General features: G+C 63.6%; 12 protein-coding genes and 1 pseudogene. 4 read left to right on the top strand and 9 right to left on the bottom strand.

Annotated features, from left to right (window positions below; translation table 11 throughout):
* Positions 1–4: 4 nt before the first annotated feature.
* From AAFX91_RS07710 to hpaR, 9 genes and pseudogenes are all read right to left on the bottom strand, one after another.
* Positions 5–3,271 carry a DUF2126 domain-containing protein gene (locus AAFX91_RS07710; RefSeq protein WP_130577134.1) on the bottom strand — a complete coding sequence of 1,089 codons (3,267 nt, stop codon included), beginning with the start codon at positions 3,269–3,271 and terminating at the stop codon, positions 5–7.
* 164 nt (positions 3,272–3,435) lie between these two features.
* A complete protein-coding gene (locus AAFX91_RS07705; RefSeq protein ID WP_282529277.1) occupies positions 3,436–4,959 on the bottom strand; it encodes a UxaA family hydrolase in 1,524 nt (507 codons plus the stop codon).
* Positions 4,960–5,073: 114 nt separating this feature from the next.
* Complete coding sequence (locus tag AAFX91_RS07700; RefSeq protein WP_394566053.1) at positions 5,074–5,853, bottom strand: HpcH/HpaI aldolase/citrate lyase family protein; 780 nt, start codon at positions 5,851–5,853, stop codon at positions 5,074–5,076.
* A 131-nt stretch (positions 5,854–5,984) separates the two neighbouring features.
* Positions 5,985–7,071: pseudogene (locus AAFX91_RS07695) on the bottom strand (malate/lactate/ureidoglycolate dehydrogenase).
* Positions 7,072–7,141: 70 nt separating this feature from the next.
* On the bottom strand, positions 7,142–7,870 hold the full coding sequence (locus AAFX91_RS07690; RefSeq protein ID WP_130577138.1) for an ABC transporter ATP-binding protein: 729 nt from the start codon (positions 7,868–7,870) through the stop codon (positions 7,142–7,144).
* Positions 7,870–9,648: an ATP-binding cassette domain-containing protein gene (locus AAFX91_RS07685; RefSeq protein ID WP_394566052.1), complete on the bottom strand. Its 1,779-nt coding sequence runs from the start codon at positions 9,646–9,648 to the stop codon at positions 7,870–7,872. The genes AAFX91_RS07690 and AAFX91_RS07685 overlap by 1 nt, the downstream gene beginning before the upstream one ends.
* Positions 9,645–10,520, bottom strand: coding sequence for a branched-chain amino acid ABC transporter permease (locus AAFX91_RS07680; protein WP_394566051.1), 876 nt, complete (start codon positions 10,518–10,520; stop codon positions 9,645–9,647). Before AAFX91_RS07680 ends, AAFX91_RS07685 begins: the two co-directional genes overlap by 4 nt.
* 86 nt (positions 10,521–10,606) lie before the next feature.
* Positions 10,607–11,752, bottom strand: coding sequence for an ABC transporter substrate-binding protein (locus AAFX91_RS07675; RefSeq protein WP_394566050.1), 1,146 nt, complete (start codon positions 11,750–11,752; stop codon positions 10,607–10,609).
* Between the two features lie 298 nt (positions 11,753–12,050).
* Complete coding sequence (hpaR, locus tag AAFX91_RS07670) at positions 12,051–12,515, bottom strand: homoprotocatechuate degradation operon regulator HpaR (protein ID WP_282529270.1); 465 nt, start codon at positions 12,513–12,515, stop codon at positions 12,051–12,053.
* 179 nt (positions 12,516–12,694) lie between these two features.
* On the opposite strand from hpaR, the gene AAFX91_RS07665 reads away from it, so the two are divergent.
* The 4 genes from AAFX91_RS07665 to AAFX91_RS07650 all read left to right on the top strand — a co-directional run bounded on the left by AAFX91_RS07665 (position 12,695) and on the right by AAFX91_RS07650 (position 17,450).
* On the top strand, positions 12,695–13,078 hold the full coding sequence (locus AAFX91_RS07665) for a 5-carboxymethyl-2-hydroxymuconate Delta-isomerase (protein WP_394566057.1): 384 nt from the start codon (positions 12,695–12,697) through the stop codon (positions 13,076–13,078).
* Entirely contained in the window at positions 13,071–14,612 is a 1,542-nt protein-coding gene (hpaE, locus tag AAFX91_RS07660) for a 5-carboxymethyl-2-hydroxymuconate semialdehyde dehydrogenase (protein WP_394566049.1), read from the top strand. The genes AAFX91_RS07665 and hpaE overlap by 8 nt, the downstream gene beginning before the upstream one ends.
* Before the next feature lie 108 nt (positions 14,613–14,720).
* A complete protein-coding gene (gene hpaD, locus AAFX91_RS07655; RefSeq protein ID WP_394566048.1) occupies positions 14,721–15,704 on the top strand; it encodes a 3,4-dihydroxyphenylacetate 2,3-dioxygenase in 984 nt (327 codons plus the stop codon).
* Between the two features lie 117 nt (positions 15,705–15,821).
* Positions 15,822–17,450, top strand: a complete 1,629-nt coding sequence (locus AAFX91_RS07650; protein ID WP_394566047.1) for a thiamine pyrophosphate-dependent enzyme — start codon at positions 15,822–15,824, stop codon at positions 17,448–17,450.
* Positions 17,451–17,548 lie beyond the last annotated feature (98 nt).

Here is a 17,548-nt window from a genome sequence, read left to right as displayed (position 1 = left end):
CGTATCAATGCAGGAGCGGCGTCCGCAAGTCGAGGGTCAGCGGGAATTCAATTGTGCGTTCTTCCGGCGGCGGCTCGATCCTGCCGGGGGTATGGCCGTGGTCCTGGAAGCGGGCCAGCCGCCGCGCCTCGGCCTCGTAGGAATTGACCGGCTTGGTCTCGTAGTTGCGGCCGCCGGGATGGGCGACATGGTAGACGCAGCCGCCGAGCGAGCGGCCGTTCCAGGTGTCGATCAGGTCAAAGGTCAGTGGCGCATGCACCGGGATGGTCGGATGCAGGCCGGAAGCCGGCTGCCAGGCCTTGAAGCGGACGCCCGCGACCGCCTCCCCCGAACGTCCGGTCCCCGTCATCGGCATCCGCCTGCCATTGCAGGTGATGACGTGGCGGCCCTCGACAAAGCTTGATGCCTTGACCTGGAGCCGCTCAACCGAAGAATCGACATAGCGGACCGTGCCGCCGGCAGATCCCTCCTCGCCCAGCACATGCCATGGCTCGAGCGCTTGCCGCAGTTCCAGCGCAACGCCGCCATGGTGGACATGGCCGAACATCGGGAAACGGAATTCGAGCTGCGCCGTGTACCACTCCGGCGAGAAATCGTAGCCGGACAGCCTGAGGTCGGCGAGCACGTCCAAAAAGTCTTCCCAGAGGAAATGCGGCAGCATGAAGCGGTCATGCAGCGTCGTACCCCAGCGCACGAACTTGCCCTGCTGCGGCTCGCGCCAGAATTTTGCGATCAGCGCGCGGATCAGGAGCTGCTGCGCCAGCGACATCCTGGGATCGGGCGGCATTTCGAGCGCGCGGAATTCGACCAGGCCGAGCCGGCCGGTCGGGCCATCGGGCGAGTAGAGCTTGTCGATACAGATTTCGGCGCGATGGGTATTGCCGGTGATATCGACCAGGATGTGCCGGAACAGTCGGTCCGCCAGCCACAGCGGCGCTTCGACGCCCGCAGGCGGCACATGGGCGAGCGCGATCTCGAGTTCATAGAGCCCGTCATGGCGCGCTTCATCGATCCGCGGCGCCTGGCTGGTCGGGCCGATGAACATGCCGGAGAACAGATAGGACAGCGACGGATGCCGTTGCCAATACAGCACGAGGCTCTTCAACAGATCGGGACGGCGCAGGAACGGCGAATCCTGCGGATTGCTGCCGCCGACCACAACGTGGTTGCCGCCGCCGGTGCCGGTGTGGCGACCATCGATCAGGAAACGGTTGGCGCCGAGGCGCACTTTCGCGGCGTCCTCGTAGAGGCCGAAAGTGATATCGACCGCCTCGCGCCAGCTTTGCGCCGGCTGGATGTTGATCTCGATCACGCCGGGATCGGGCGTGACCTTGATGACCTCGATGCGGGGATCGAACGGTGGCGCATAGCCCTCGACATGCACAGGCATCTGCAAGTCTTCGGCTGTCGCCTCGATCGCCGCCACCAGTTCGAGATAGTCTTCGGCCTTCTCGACCGGCGGCATGAAGGCGCACAAGGTGCCGTCCCGGATTTCGATCGACATCGCCGTGCGCACCGGCGGCGGCTCTGGGAGGTCCTCAAGCAGCCGCTTCAATTCCTCGTCGAAATCCGGCAGGCCGCTGCGCGGCGCCATCGGATCGGTCTCGATGATGTAGGGATAATCTTCCGGCGGGACGTATTCGAGCGAGGAGATCGGCAACCGCAGTCCCAGCGGAGAATCGCCCGGCGACAGGAACAGGTGGCTGCGCCGGATCTTCCAGTGCTCGCTACGCCAGCGGGCGGGAACGCGGCCGGCAAGTGGGGTGAAGCGTTGGATCGGCAGCACATAGCCCTTCGGCGTCGTCAGCCCGTGGTCGAACACCCGCGCGAGACGCGAGCGCTCTTCCGGATCGGATAGTTTGGAATTCTCAGGGCTGACATTGGCCGGAAGCGCGGCTTCGCGCTGGAGCCAGTAGGCGGGATCCTCGAAGGCCGGCATGACGTAGTCGGCCGCCAGCTCGAGCTTCTGCGCCATGGTCACGGCGAAGCGCTCGGCGTCTTTGATCTCTGCCTTGTACGGGTTTTCGATCTTCGCGATCAGATCGGCATTCTTCCAGATCGGCACGCCGTCCTTGCGCCAGTAGAGGCCGAAGGCCCAGCGCGGCAGGCTTTCGCCCGGATACCATTTGCCCTGGCCGTAGTGCAGTAAACCGCCGGGCGCAAAACGATCGCGCAGGCGGCGGATCAGATCATCGGCGAGCGCACGCTTGGTCGGACCGACGGCGGCGATGTTCCATTCCGGCGCTTCGAGATCATCGACCGACACGAAGGTCGGCTCGCCGCCCATGGTGAGCCGCACGTCTTCCGTCTTCAAATCGGCGTCGACCTGCTCGCCGAGCGCGTCGAGCCGCGCCCAGGATTCATCCGAGAACGGACGCGTGATCCGCGGCGCCTCGCGGATGCGCTTGACGCTCATCTCGAAGGCAAAATCGACATTGGCGAAGCCGGCAGTGCCGGAGATCGGCGCTGCCGAGCGGTAGTGCGGCGTGGCTGCAACGGGGATGTGCCCCTCGCCCGTCAGCATGCCCGAGGTGACGTCGAAGCCGATCCACCCCGCACCGGGCAAATAGACTTCGGCCCAGGCATGCAGGTCGGTGAAGTCGTTATCGACCTCGCGCGGGCCCTCGACCGGATCGATATCGGGACGAAGCTGGATCAGATAGCCGGAGACGAAGCGTGCGGCGAAACCGAGATGGCGCAGAATTTGGATCAACAGCCATGCCGAGTCACGGCAGGAGCCCGCGCCGGCGGCCAGCGTCTGCTCCGGCGTCTGCACGCCGGGCTCCATGCGGATGACGTAGCGGATTTTCTCGCGCAGCTTTGCGTTGAGGTCGACCAGGAAATTGACGGTGCCGTCTGCCTCGCGCGGAATCTCTTTCAGATAGTCGGCAAACAGCGGGCCCGGCTCGATGGTTGCGAGATAAGGCGCGAGCTCGTTCTTGAGATCGCTCGTGTATTGGAACGGATAGGAGGTGGCGTATGACTCGACGAAGAAGTCGAACGGATTGATCACGGTCATCTGCGCCGTGAAATCGACTTCGATCTTGAGCTCGGTTGCCTTCTCCGGAAACACCAGGCGCGCCAGCCAGTTGCCCTGAGGGTCCTGCTGCCAGTTCACGAAATGATTGGCTGGCGTGACCTTGAGCGAATAGCTCAGGATCGGCGTGCGCGTATGCGGCGCCGGACGCAGGCGAACGGTCTGGGGCCCGAGGTCGATCGGTCGGTCGTACTTGTAATGCGTGACGTGATGCAGTGCGACGAAGATCGACACGGATGGCGGACTCCAGCAGCTTTTTTGAGCAGAACACTGGTTCCGGCCGACGGCAAGCACTAACAACGGGCACGCCTGCCTAGCAGGCGGGCGAGTGGCGAATAGCGAGTGGCAAATAGAACGGAACGGCCCTATTCGCTACTCGCCACTCACCATTCGCCTTCTCACATCGTCGCGCCGAGCACCCACGGCGCGAACTCGGCGCCGCCGAAATCGAAGCTCTCGCTCTTGGTGGGCTGGCCGGATGCCGTCTTCAGCATGAGATCAAAAATGCGCTGGCCGCATTCCTGCACGCTCTCCTCGCCGTCGAGGATGGTGCCGCAATTGACGTCCATGTCGTCTTCCATGCGCTTGTACATGGGTGTGTTGGTGGCGAGCTTGATCGAGGGCGCGGGCTTGCAGCCGAACACGCTGCCGCGTCCCGTGGTGAAGCAGACCAGATTGGCGCCACCCGCGACCTGCCCGGTCGCCGCAACCGGATCGTAGCCGGGCGTGTCCATGAACACGAAGCCGCGCTTGGTCACCGGCTCGGCGTAGTGCAGCACGTCAACGAGATTGGTGCTGCCGGCCTTCGCCATCGCGCCAAGCGATTTCTCGAGGATCGTGGTGAGGCCGCCGGCCTTGTTGCCGGGGCTCGGATTGGCGTTCATCTCGGCGCCTTCGCGCTGCGTGTATTCTTCCCACCAGCGCATCAGGCCGACCAGCTTCTCGCCGACCTCGCGGCTGACGGCGCGGCGTGTCAGCAGATGCTCGGCGCCATAGGTCTCCGGAGTCTCGGACAAGATCACGGTGCCGCCGTGCCGCACGAGGAGATCGCTGGCGGCGCCGAGCGCGGGATTGGCGGAGACGCCGGAATAGCCGTCGGAGCCGCCGCATTGCAGCGCCACCGTGAGCTCGCTCGCCGCGACCTTCTCGCGCTTGACCTTGTTGGCGTCGGCGAGTGCTTCGCGCACGAAGGCGACGCCGGCTTCCACGGTCTTGCGGGTGCCGCCGACTTCCTGGATGTCCATCGCGCGCAGGCGGCCGGCGAGCTTCTGCTCCTGCATCAGGCCGCCGATCTGGTTCACTTCGCAGCCGAGGCCGAGCACGATCACCGCAGAGAAATTCGCGTGCCGCGCATAGCCGCCGAGCGTGCGGCGAAGCAGCGCCAATGGCTCGTCCTGCGTCATACCGCAGCCGGTCTTGTGGGTCAGCGCGACGACGCCGTCGACATTCGGAAAATCGGCGAGCGGATTTTCGCCGGTGAACGGATTCTTCTTGAAGACGTCGGCGACGAGGCCCGCCACATGGGCGCTGCAATTCACGGAGGTGAGGATGCCGATATAGTTGCGCGTCGCGACGCGTCCGTCGGGACGGCGGATGCCGTCGAAGGTGGCCGGCAGATCGAAATTCGGCACCGGCTTGACGTCGACGCCATAGGCATAGTCCTTAGCGAAATCGCCCATGCCGCAATTCTGGGTGTGGACATGCTGGCCCGGCGCGATCGGCGCTGTGGCAAAGCCGATGATCTGGCCATAGCGCTTGATCGGCTCGCCCTCCGCGATCGGCTTGATCGCGACCTTGTGGCCGGCCGGAATGCGGTCAACCGTGGTGACGCCGTTGGCGACCTCAAGCCCCGGCGGCAGGCTGGCGCGCGCGATCAGCACGCTGTCATCGGGATGCAGGCGGATCACGGGTGCCGGGGCCATGGGGGTCTCCTTTGGGGCGAATGGCTGCGAGGGGCGAATAGCGAATGGCGAGTAGCGAATAGGATTGCTGCGCTCGCTATCCCTATTCGCCATTCCCTACTCGCTATTCGCTTCTCACGCTTTTCCGCCAGACTCTTTGCGGGTCTGGTTCACCTGCATTTTGGCGTAGGTCATCATTAAGCCGCTCTCGTTCGAGAGCGTGACGAGCTTGAAGCCCATGTTGATCGCACGGACCGCGCCTTCGGCGCCGCTGCAGTGGATGCCGGGGTTGAGGCCGCGCTTGCCGCATTCCTTGACGATCTTCTCGTAGATTTTGAGGATCTCCGGCTCGTCGCGATCGAGCTTCGGCACCAGGCCGTAGGAGAAGCCGAGGTCGGACGGACCGATATAGACGCCGTCGATGCCCTCGACGTCGAGGATCGCTTCCATGTTCTCGACCGCGATCCTGGTTTCCATCATCGGCAACAGCACGATCTCATCATTGGCGGTCTGCTGATAGGTGCCGGCCGAGCCATACATGCCGGAGCGGATCGGGCCGTTGGAGCGCGTGCCCTTCGGCGGATACTTCGCATAAGAGACGAGGTTCTTGGCTTCCTCGGGCGTGTTGACCATCGGGCAGATCACGCCATAGGCGCCGCCGTCGAGCACCTTGCCGATGATCCCGGGCTCGTTCCAGGGCACGCGCACCATCGGCGTCACCGGGTGGCCGTTCATCGCCTGGAAGCATTGCACCATCGAGAGATAATCCTGCACGCCGTGCTGCATGTCGACGGTGACGCTGTCGAAACCGCATTGCGCGATCACTTCGGCCGAAAAGCCCGACGGGATCGCCAGCCACGCGTTCACCACGGCCTTGCCCGACGCCCAGATTTGCTTGACCTTGTTATTTGCCACTTTGCCGTCCTTCCCTTGTTCTCACCGTCATGGCCATGCCGTCATTGCGAGGAGCGATAGCGACGAAGCAATCCATACTTCGCTTGTGACGACATGGATTGCCTCACTCCGTTCGCGATGATGGGTGCTCGTTAGCCTGTTGCCCGCTGGATGCTGACTTCGCTGACGCCGACTTCGCGCGCGGTGTTCACTATCGCCGCCCAGGTGTCGTCAGGCAAGGGGATGCCGTTCCTGGTGCGCTCGGCGCGGGTCTTTCTTTCGGGATCGCCCGGGATCAGCACGTTATCGGTACCGGCAATCGGCTTGGTCTCGCGGATGAAGTCAACATAGCGCGAGATTTCGCCGTCGAAGAAATTGGCGGAATCGACCACCTTGGGATCGATGTAGAAGGCCAGCATGCCGTTGGCGAACCGGCGGTCCGGCGCGGTCGCGCCCGTTCCGGTCAGCGCGCCGCCGAGCAGTTCGCAGATGAATGCCAGGCCTGAGCCCTTGTGCTCGCCGAACGCACGGATCGCGCCGGTGCCCTTGGTGTGATCGCGCGGCCCGTCCGGCGTGTATGGCCCATACAGCACGTGCGGATCTTCACTCAAGGTACCGTCGGAATCGACCAGCGCGCCAACAGGCAGTTTCTTGCCGCCGCGGCTTGCGACCAGCACCTTGCCCTCGGCGACGATCGAGGTGGCGAAATCGAGCACGATCGGGTCCTGGCCTTCGCGCGGAATGCCGACGCAATAGGGCGCGGTCGACAGCCGTTTCTCGACGCCGCCGAACGGCGCAACCAGGAGCGAACCCGCGGCATTGACGAAATGCACCGACACCAGCCCTTCGGCGGCGGCCATCTCCGCCCAATCGCCGACGCGGCCGATATGGCCGGCATTGCGCAGCGCAACCGCGGCAAGTCCTGCCTTCTTGCACTTTTCGATGCCGATCCTGACGGCGACCGGCGCAACCGTCTGCCCGTAACCGAACTTGCCGTCGACGACCGCCAGCGAAGGCGTATCAACCACGACCTCGGCGGTCTGGTTCGGAACCACGGAGCCCATCTTCTTCCAGCGGATATAGACGGGTACGCGGATCACGCCGTGGCTGTCGTGCCCGGTGAGATTGGCGGTCGTCAAATATGTTGCAATGCGACGGGCTTCTTCGGGCGAGGATTCGGCGTGGGATAAAGACTTCAGCGACAAAATTGATGAGATTATCGACCTTGATCGTCACCATGGATATGTCACTCGCTCCTTGGTTTGGAGCATGATCCTTCCGGGAAACCGGCACCTCCGGATCATGCTTCTTATGCGCTGGCCTTGGCGTGACCGCCGAGATAGGCCGCGGCGATGGCCTCATTGCCCCACAATTCGTCGGGCTTGCCGCCGAGCACGATCCGCCCCGTTTCCAGGACGAAGCCGTGATCGGCGACCGAAAGTCCCATGCGCGCATTTTGCTCAACAAGCAAGACCGTGGTGTCTTTCCTGATCTGCGAAATGATGCGGAACACCGCCTGCACGATGACGGGCGCCAGTCCCAACGAAGGCTCGTCCAGCAAGAGCAGCCGCGGCTTCGCCATCAACCCACGGGCAACGGCGACCATCTGCAACTGGCCACCGGACAGCGTCCAGCCCAGCGCATCGGCGAAGGCGCGAATGTCCGGGAACAGGTCGAACATCGCATCCGCCTCGCGCGAGATCTGCGCGGACGAAGCCTTCCGGTTCGACGCGCCGAGCATGATGTTTTCCTTGACCGTGAGGCCCGGGAACACCCGCCTGCCCTCCGGCACATGCGAGATGCCGAGCCGGACGATCGCTTCCGGCCCAAGGCCGGCGATCGACTCGCCGTCGAACAGGATTTCGCCGGACGTGGGCTTGGCGAGCCCCGAGATGGCGCGGAGCGTGGTGGACTTGCCGGCGCCGTTGGCGCCGAGCAAAGTCACCACCTGCCCCGCCTCGACGGCGATGGTGACGCCGCGCAGCGCTTCGATCTCGCCGTAGCGGACCACGAGATTGCGGATTTCGAGCAGCGGCATCATTCGCTCCCGAGATAGGCGGAGACGACATCGGGATGGCGCAGCACCGCCATGGATTCGCCGTCCGCGATGCGGCGACCGAAATTGAGCACGGTGATGTGCTGGGCGGCTTCGGAGACGAGCGTCATGTCGTGATCGATGATGAGGATGGTGAGGCCCTGCGCCGCGATGCGCTTGAGCAGTTCATGCAGTTCGAGCTTCTCGGTCGAATTCAATCCCGCGGCCGGCTCGTCGAGCAGCAACAGCGTCGGATTGGCGGCCAGCGCGCGCGCAATCTCGATCAGGCGCTGGTGGCCGTAGGAGAAGCTCGAGATCAGCTCGTTGGCGCGGTGGCCGAGGCCGACGAAGGTCAACGCCTCCATCGCCCGCTCGGTCAGCGCGTCCTCGCCCTTCCCGATCATCGCGTTGCCGGGCCGCTCGGCGCCGATCTCGACATTCTCGAGCGCCGTCATCGAACGGAACAGACGGATGTTCTGGAAGGTGCGGCCGAGTCCCGCGGCCGTGCGCTGATGCGGCGGCATGTGGGTGATGTCGGTGCCGTCGAGCACGATCTTGCCCGAGGTCGCCTCGTAGAGGCCGGAGAGCACGTTGAGCGTCGTGGTCTTGCCGGAGCCGTTCGGCCCGATCAGCGCGTGGACGCCGCCGCGCCTCACCGCGATGTCGACGCCATCGACGGCTTTGAGGCCGCCGAAATGCTTCGACAGGCCGGTCACCTCAAGCACGAACTCGCCGCCGACGGTCGCAGGCTTCAACTGCAGCGCAGCCGCCACAGGCGGCGCCTTGATGTGCGCGCGCCAGCGGCTGAAGGCATCGGCGACGAAGCCCCAGATGCCGTCTGGCATGAAGCGAATGATCAGGATCACGAACAGGCCGTAAATGGCCAGATAAAGCCCGGGCACGCTCTTGAGGAAACGCAGCCATTCCGGAATCAGGATCAGCAGCCCCGTGCCGATCGCCGAGCCGATCGGCGAAGCGACGCCGCCAAGCAACGACATCGTCAGGAACACGATCGATTCCGCGAACGAGAATTGATCGGGACTGACATAGGCGAAGCCGCCGGCAAACAGGCCGCCCGCCAGGCCGCCGAGCAGCGCACAGAGCGCGAAGGCGTAGATCTTGGTGCGGAACACGTCGATGCCGTTGACGCCGGCCGCGAGTTCGTTGTCGCGCACGGCCCGCATTGCGCGGCCGAGCTTGGTGTCGGAGAGATGCCAGACCAGATAGCCGACGATCGCGAGCATGGCGACGCAGAAGGCGAGATAGCTCTGCGACGTCTGGAACAGTTCGGGACGGCGGATATTGGAGACGCCGTCGGGGCCATGCGTCAGCCAGATCGCGTTGATCATGACAAGCGTAACGATCTGCTGGAACGAGATCGTCACCATCGCGAGGTAATGCCCGCCGAGCCGCAAGGTCGACATCCCCAGGAGCGCGCCGGCAAGCAGCGCGACCACGCAGCCACCGACAAGGCACAGCCAGAAGCTGAGATGCAGGTCGTTCGTTCCGAGGCCGACCGCATAGGCGCCGAGCCCGAAGAACGCCGCCTGCGCCAGATTGATCTGCCCGCACAGGCCGAGCACGACCGACAGGCCGAACACTGCAATCGAGAACGTCGTCGCTTGCAGCAGGATGTTGAGGATGTAGCCGTCGAACCGCAATCCTGCGGCAAGCGCCACCAGGATCGCCGCGCCGATGAAGTACGGCAGATGGCGGAGCAGAAGCGGTCTCGAGCGGACGGCGGGTGCCGGAATCGGCATGTTGTCGCTGGGGGCGCTCATGCTTTCTCCGCCACGCGTTCGCCGAAGATGCCCTGCGGCCGGAAGATCAGGAAAGCGACCAGGACCAGGAAGGCGAAGCCGTCCTTGTAGGGAACCGAGATGTAGGCCGCGCCAAAAGTCTCGATGACGCCGAGCGCGAGCCCGCCGATGATGGCGCCGGCGACGTCGCCGAAGCCGCCGATGATGGTGGCTGCGAATGCCTTCAGCGCGATCGTCGAGCCCATCTGGATCGAGACGAACAGCACCGGTGCGACCAGGATGCCGGCCAAGCCGCCGAGCACGGCGGAATAGATGAAGGTGATCATGATCATGGTCGAGACGGAAATGCCGAGCAGCGAGGCCATTTCCTTGTCCTGCGAGGTCGCCTGCAGCTTCTTGCCGAGCAGCGTCTTCTCGAAGAACCAATAGTTGAAGATCACGAGCGCGATCGTCACCGCGATGATCAGCAGATACTGGCTGTCGAGATAGACCGGGCCGAACTGGATGCCGGGCGTCTCGAACCATCCCTGCAGCACCTGCGGCTGCGGGCCGTAGATCGCCAGCACCGAATTCGACAGCAGGATCGAGGCGCCGATGGTGGCGATGATGACCGGCAGGAACGTGCGGTGGCGCAGCGGATAATAGACGCCGAGATTGAAGATGACGCCGAGCAGCGCCATGCCGCCGAGCGCGATCAGGAATGACAGCCAGTATGGCCAGCCGAGATCGACGGCGAACACCACCATCAGATAGGCCGCGACCATGGAGAATTCGCCTTGCGCGAAATTCACCACATTGGTGGCGCGGAAGATCAGCACGAAACCGAGCGCGACCAGCGCGTAGACGGCGCCGATGCCGATGCCGGTAAACAGCAGTTGAAGGACGAGATCCATGACAAGCTTCGGTTAGGAGGAGAGCTGAGGAATTCGCCGAAAGGTTTTCGGCCTCTTCGTGGAGAACGAAGAGGCCGAAAAAGTGGTCAATCGTTGAATTCAATGTGCTTGTCGAAGACAATATTGCCCTTCTCGTTTTTCACGATGTTGTAGCCGTGCAAACCATCGCCGTTCTGGTCGAAATTATACTCGCCTTCGGCGCCGGGGAATTTCTTGATCGACAGGATCGCCTCACGGATTTTTGCAGGCTCGGTCGAGCCGGCTTTGTTGATCGCCGCCGACAGCACAGTGACCGCGTCATAGGGCCAGGAGCTCTGGTTATCCGGCGCGACCTTGACCGCATCACGATAGAGCTTGCCGAACGCCTTGGAGGCTTCGCTGGAATCTTCCGCGTAGTCCGCGACACCATAGGTGTTGTACAGCGCAGGCCCGGCGAGTTTCAGCGCGGTGATATTGACGATCGAGGGCGAACCGACCCAGGGAATGTTGACGCCGAGCTGGCGCAACTGCCGGGCAAAGATGCCGAGATCGTTCTCGAAGGTGAAGTAGGAGCCAAGAATGTCTGCGCCGGATTGCTTGATCGCGAGCACGACCGGGGTGAAGTCCTGACTCTGGTTGGCATAACCCTGGTCGAGCACGGGCGCACAGCCGAGCTTTTCCAACGCAGCGGTCAGGGCCTTGCCGCCTGCGGTGCCGAACGCGTCGGTCGAATGCAGCACGGCCCATTTCTTCTTGCCGAGCGTGTTGACCCCATACTCGGCGATGACGCGCCCGGAATAGCTGTCATTCGGACGGAAGCGGAACAGCCACTGATTGCCCATGTGAGTGAGGTTCGGATCGGTTCCCCCGATCATCACGGGCTTGCCGAGCTTGAGCACGTCGGGCGCCATGGCGTGCACCTGGGTCGACCGGATCGAACCAAGGAAACCGACGATGTCGGATTGCGCAGCGAGCTTGGAGAATGCCAGCACGATGCCGGGATTGGTGGTCTGATCGTCTTCGATGATCAACTCGGCCTGCTTGCCGAGGATGCCGCCAGCCTTGTTGACGGCTTCGAGTGCAAGCTTCGCACCCTGGATGGCGTAGCGGCCGGATTCGGCGGCGGGACCGGTCACAGGCGCGCACATGCCGATCTTGATCGTGGCGCCCTGCGCTCTCGCGCTCGTGATGATGTGGGGGGCGGCAAGGCCGGCGACGACACCAGCCGCGAAATCGCGTCTCGTCAGTTTCATTGGTTTCTCCCTGAGGCCGGGCTTCTTCGTCGGCCCTTCTTGCTGTTGGCGATCCCCGACGGGGCGCGAACCGCATGCGTACTTACGGACTCTCCGTCTCGGAGTAAATTGATATTGCGGTGTTTTCGACTAACGATGGAGATGCATCGTTATCCGCGCGCATCAAGAAGGATTAATGCCGACGAGATCATGACTATTCCGGCAAATTCCGCGAACCTGCCAATTCCTTTGTGCTCAAACGATGTGCAGGAAAGGCGAGCTATGCATCCCAGCACATATCATCATGCAAATTTTGCATTTACTGATCGACCTCGGCCATTTCCTCTTCCGCGCCTGAAAAGCCGGCAAGGCTTTCTTCGAGCGCGCCCAGCATGGCCTGCAGTTCAGCAAGCTTGCGCGCGCCGTAACGTTTTGTAATGGCGGCGTAGATCGCTTCCGATGTCGGCGCGACCGCTTCGATCAGCTTCAATCCCTTCGGCGAGATCGACACCACGGCGCGCCGCAGGTCCGCCTCCGCCGAACGGCGCTCGATCAGCCCGCGCGCCTCGAGGTCACGCAGGATGCGCGACAGGCTCGGCCCGAGCAGGAAGGCGAGCCGCGCGAGATCGGTGACCTCGATCGCCTCCACCGACGTCAGCGCGCGCAGGATGCGCCATTGCTGCTCAGTCAGCCCGTGATAGCGCAGGGAGGGACGGAACTGCCGCATCACGGCCTCACGCGCGCGCAAGAGCGACATCGGCAACGAGCGGGAAAATTCACGCATCGGCCCACGCCGCCTCGTCTCTGCCGCCGCGCGCGGCCGCGAACCGTTCAATGATGATTTCTTCCGTGCCATCGCCAATCTTTTGCGGCGCAACAAAGCGCAAATCAATTTACGCCGATACACTTAACATGTTAATCATTCCAGCGCACCATGAGTGATCCGCCACGCCGCATTTCACCATCGAATATTCGGCCAACCTGGATTCCCACCTCGACATGGGCGAAGTCGTCGAACTCGTGCGCAAGGCGGCGGTCGAGACCGGCATCTTCCCGCTCGGCGGCATCCGCGTTCGCGCCATCAGATGCGAGCACTACGCGATCGCCGACGGACGAAACGTTTACGGCTTTCTCGACGTGGTGCTGCGGCTCGGCGAAGGCCGCGATCTCGCAACCCGCAAGAAGGCGGGAGAAGATATCTTCAGAGCGCTATCGACTTATCTCGACCCGGTATTCGCGAGCAGTAAATTCGCGCTGTCGTTCGACATGCAGATCAACGACAAGGAGACGAGCTGGAAGCGCAACAATATCCACGATGCGCTGAAGGTGGAGACTGTCCATGGATAAAGCGAGGCCGAAATCGGCCGAATTATTCCAGGCCAACCGCGACCGCGCCGCGCCGCTGCTGGCGAAGCTGAAGGCGGAGGGAATCGGCCACATGATCGATGGCAAGGTCGTGCCATCGATCTCCGGGCAGACCTTCGAGACAAAGTCGCCGATCGACGGCGCCGTGCTGGCAACGGTGGCGCGCGGCAATGCCGAGGACATCGATCGCGCAGCGACCGCGGCCGCCCTCGCCTTCAAGTCGTGGCGCGAGATGTCGGCCTCGATGCGGCGCAAGCTGCTCAATCGCGTCGCCGATACGATCGAGGATCATGCCGACGATATCGCGGTGCTCGAATGCATCGACACCGGACAGGCCCATCGCTTCATGGCGAAAGCCGCGATCCGCGCGGCCGAGAATTTCCGCTTCTTCGCCGACAAATGCGCCGAGGCGCGAGACGGCCTCAACATGCCGAGCGAAGAGCACTGGAACATCTCCACGCGGGTGCCGATCGGTCCGGTCGGCGTGATCACGCCGTGGAACACGCCGTTCATGCTGTCGACCTGGAAGATCACGCCCGCGCTCGCCGCCGGCTGCACGGTGGTGCACAAGCCCGCGGAATGGTCACCGGTGACGGCCGATCTCCTGGCAAAGCTGGCGAAGCACGCGGGCGTGCCCGACGGCGTGCTCAACACCGTGCACGGTTTCGGCGAGGAGGCCGGCAAGGCGCTGACCGAGCATCCCGCGATCAAGGCGATCGGCTTTGTCGGCGAGAGCGCGACCGGGTCCGCGATCATGGCCCAGGGCGCGCCGACGCTGAAGCGCGTGCATTTCGAACTCGGCGGCAAGAATCCGGTGATCGTGTTCGAGGATGCCGATCTCGAGCGCGCGCTCGATGCCGTCGTGTTCATGATCTACTCGCTGAACGGCGAGCGCTGCACCTCCTCAAGCCGTCTCCTGGTGCAAGAGAGCATCGCGGAAAAATTCGTCGAGAAGCTCACCGCGCGGGTCAAGGCGCTGAAGGTCGGCCATCCCCTCGATCCCGCAACCGAGATCGGACCGCTTATCCATGAACGACATCTGGCGAAGGTCTGCTCCTATTTCGACGTGGCACGGCGGGAAGGCGCGACGATCGCGGTTGGCGGCAAAGCGCATGATGGTCCCGGCGGCGGACATTACGTGCAGCCGACGCTCGTTACGGCTGCACATTCCAAGATGCGGGTGGCGCAGGAAGAGGTGTTCGGGCCGTTCCTCACCGTCATCCCGTTCGGCGACGAGACCGATGCGGTCGAAATCGCCAACGGCGTGCAGTATGGCCTCACCGGCTATGTCTGGACCGGTGACATGGGGCGTGCTCTGCGGGTAGCGGATGCGCTCGAAGCCGGCATGATCTGGCTCAACTCGGAAAATGTCCGGCACCTGCCGACGCCGTTCGGCGGCATGAAATCGTCAGGCATCGGCCGCGACGGCGGCGATTATTCGTTCGACTTCTACATGGAAACCAAGCACGTCTCGCTGGCACGCGGGACGCATAAGATACAGAAACTGGGAGTGTAGTACGCCGTCATTCCGGGGCGATGCGAAGCATCGAGCCCGGAATTTCGAGATTCCGGGTTCAGCCCTGCGGGCTGCCCCGGAATGACGACCTCAAGCAGGGAAACATCGATGCCTGTTCCGCAGCACGTCTTTGATCCGCCGTTCAACATCATCCGCTGCAGCCACGTCGTGCTCGACGTGACCGACCTCGCCGCCAGCCGCGCGTTCTATGAGACCACCGTTGGGCTACATGTCGAGGACGCGGACGACAAGACGGTTTATCTGCGCGGCTCCGAAGAGCATCAGCATCACTCGCTGGTGCTGCGCAAGGCGCCTGTAGCAGCCTGCAGCCGGCTCGGCTTCAAGGTCGGCAACGACGGCGACCTCGACAAGGCGGCGGCGTTCTTCTCCGAGCACGGCGTCGATTATCGCTTCTCGGATCAGCCGTTCCAGGGCCGCACCTTGCAGTTCTCCGATCCATTCGGCTTCCAGCTTGAGCTCTACGCGACGATGGACAAGCGCCCACACCTGCTCCGCCGCTACGACCTCTATAAGGGTTGCCATCCGCAACGGCTCGATCACTTTAATGTCTTTGCCGCCGAGCTGCAGGACAGCATCGAGTTCTACGCACGGCTCGGCTTTCGTCTCACCGAATATGGCGAGGAAGACGGCCCGAACGGACGCATCGCCGCGGCATGGATGCATCGCAAGGGCAATGTGCACGACCTCGCCTTCACCAACGGCAAAGGCCCTCGCCTGCACCATTTCGCCTATTGGGTGCCGACCGCGATGAATGTCCTGCATCTCTGCGACGTTATGGCGTCGAGCGGCTTCCTGAAGAACATGGAACGCGGCCCCGGCCGCCACGGCATTTCCAATGCGTTCTTTCTCTATGTCAGGGATCCCGACGGCCATCGGCTCGAGCTTTACACCAGCGACTATTTCACGGGAGATCACGACCATGAGCCACTGCGTTGGTCGCTGAAGGACCCGCGGCGGCAGACGTTGTGGGGCGCGCCCGCTCCACGCTCCTGGTTCGAGCAGGGGTCGCCATTCGCCGGACAGGCGGTGCGCGAGCCACTGTTCGTTGCCGACGTCACGATTGCAGATTGAGCGAGCCGATGTCTCCACCTCGTCTCGCCACCTATGCGATCGGCATCGAGGCCGAAGGCGTCGGCGTGTTGCGCAACGCCGTTGTCGACGAAGCATAAGAAGCAGATGGATAGCAAGATGAGTTCAGCCAGCGGCGGCGAAGCGATCGTCAACGGCCTCGTCGCCCACGGCGTCGACACGGTGTTCGGCCTGCCCGGCGCGCAAATCTATGGCCTGTTCGACGCCTTCCATCAGGCGCAGCTCAAGGTGATCGGCGCGCGGCACGAGCAGGCCTGCGGCTACATGGCGTTCGGCTATGCGCGTTCGAGCGGCCGCCCGGGCGTGTTCAGCGTGGTGCCCGGCCCCGGCGTGCTCAACGCCAGCGCGGCGCTGCTCACCGCCTTCGGCTGCAACGAGCCGGTGCTCTGCCTCACCGGCCAGGTGCCGACCGCGTTCCTCGGCAAGGGCCGCGGCCATCTGCATGAGATGCCGGACCAGCTCGCGACACTGCGTACCTTCGTGAAATGGGCCGATCGCATCGAATATCCCGATGCGGCGCCGGCGATGGTGTCGCGCGCATTCCAGGAAATGCTGTCGGGCCGGCGTGGACCGGCGTCGCTCGAGATGCCCTGGGACGTCTTCACCCAGCGTGCCGCAGTCGCGCCATCAGAGCCGTTCGGGCCGTTTCCGGCGCCACTGCCCGACCCCGACAGGATCAAGGCGGCGGCCGCTCTGATCGCGGCGAGCAAGACACCGATGATCTTTGTCGGCAGCGGCGCGATCGACGCGGGCGAGGAAATTCTCGAGCTTGCGGAAATGATCGATGCGCCCGTCGTCGCCTTCCGCAGCGGCCGCGGCATCGTCTCCAATGCGCATGAACTCGGGCTGACCATGGCGGCCGCTTATAAATTGTGGCCGACGACCGACCTGATGATCGGGATCGGCACCCGCATGGAATTGCCGGCCTCAGGATTCCGCTGGCCATACCAGCCCGACGGCATCAAATCGATCCGCATCGACATCGATCCGGTCGAGATGCGCCGGCTCACGCCTGATGCCGCCATCGTGAGCGATGCCAAGGCCGGCACCGCCGAGTTGCTGGCGGCCGTACGCAAAACTGGTTTTGGCAAGAGCACCGGCCGGCGCGCCGCGATTCGCGAAGCAACCGCGGCAGCCGCGCGCGAAATCCAGCGCATCCAGCCGCAGATGGCTTACCTGAAGATTCTCCGCGAGGTGCTGCCGTCGAATGCTGTCGTCACCGACGAGCTCTCGCAGGTCGGTTTCGCCTCCTGGTATGGCTTTCCCGTCTACGAGCCGCGCACCTTCATCACCTCGGGCTATCAGGGCACACTCGGCTCCGGCTTTCCGACCGCGCTCGGCGCCAAAGTCGCCAATCCCGACAAGCCGGCGGTGGCGATCACGGGCGACGGCGGTTTCATGTTCGGTGTGCAAGAGCTTTCCACCGCCGTGCAGTATCGCATCGGCGTGGTGACGCTGGTGTTCAACAACAATTCCTATGGCAATGTGCGGCGCGACCAGCGCGAGCGCTTTGACGGCCGCGTGGTGGCGTCGGACCTCGTCAATCCGGATTTCGTCAAGCTCGCGGAGTCCTTTGGTGCCGGAGCTGCGCGCGTCACCTCGCCCGATCATTTCCGTCCCGCGCTGGAAAAGGCGCTGGCCGACGGCGGGCCCTATGTGATCGCGATCGAGGTGCCGACGGATTCGGAAGTGAGCCCGTGGGCGTTTATTCATCCGGCCAAACCCTGACACTGTCATTCCGGGATGCGCCGAAGGCGCAGGCCCGGAATCCATGGCGCCACCGGGTAACGCGGTGAAATGGATTCCGGGCTCGCGCTACGCGCGCC

The organism is Bradyrhizobium sp. 31Argb (assembly GCF_043638955.1).
Taxonomy (GTDB): domain Bacteria; phylum Pseudomonadota; class Alphaproteobacteria; order Rhizobiales; family Xanthobacteraceae; genus Bradyrhizobium.
Note: the sequence above shows the minus strand (reverse complement) of the source record. Positions and strands in the feature narration are given on the sequence as shown.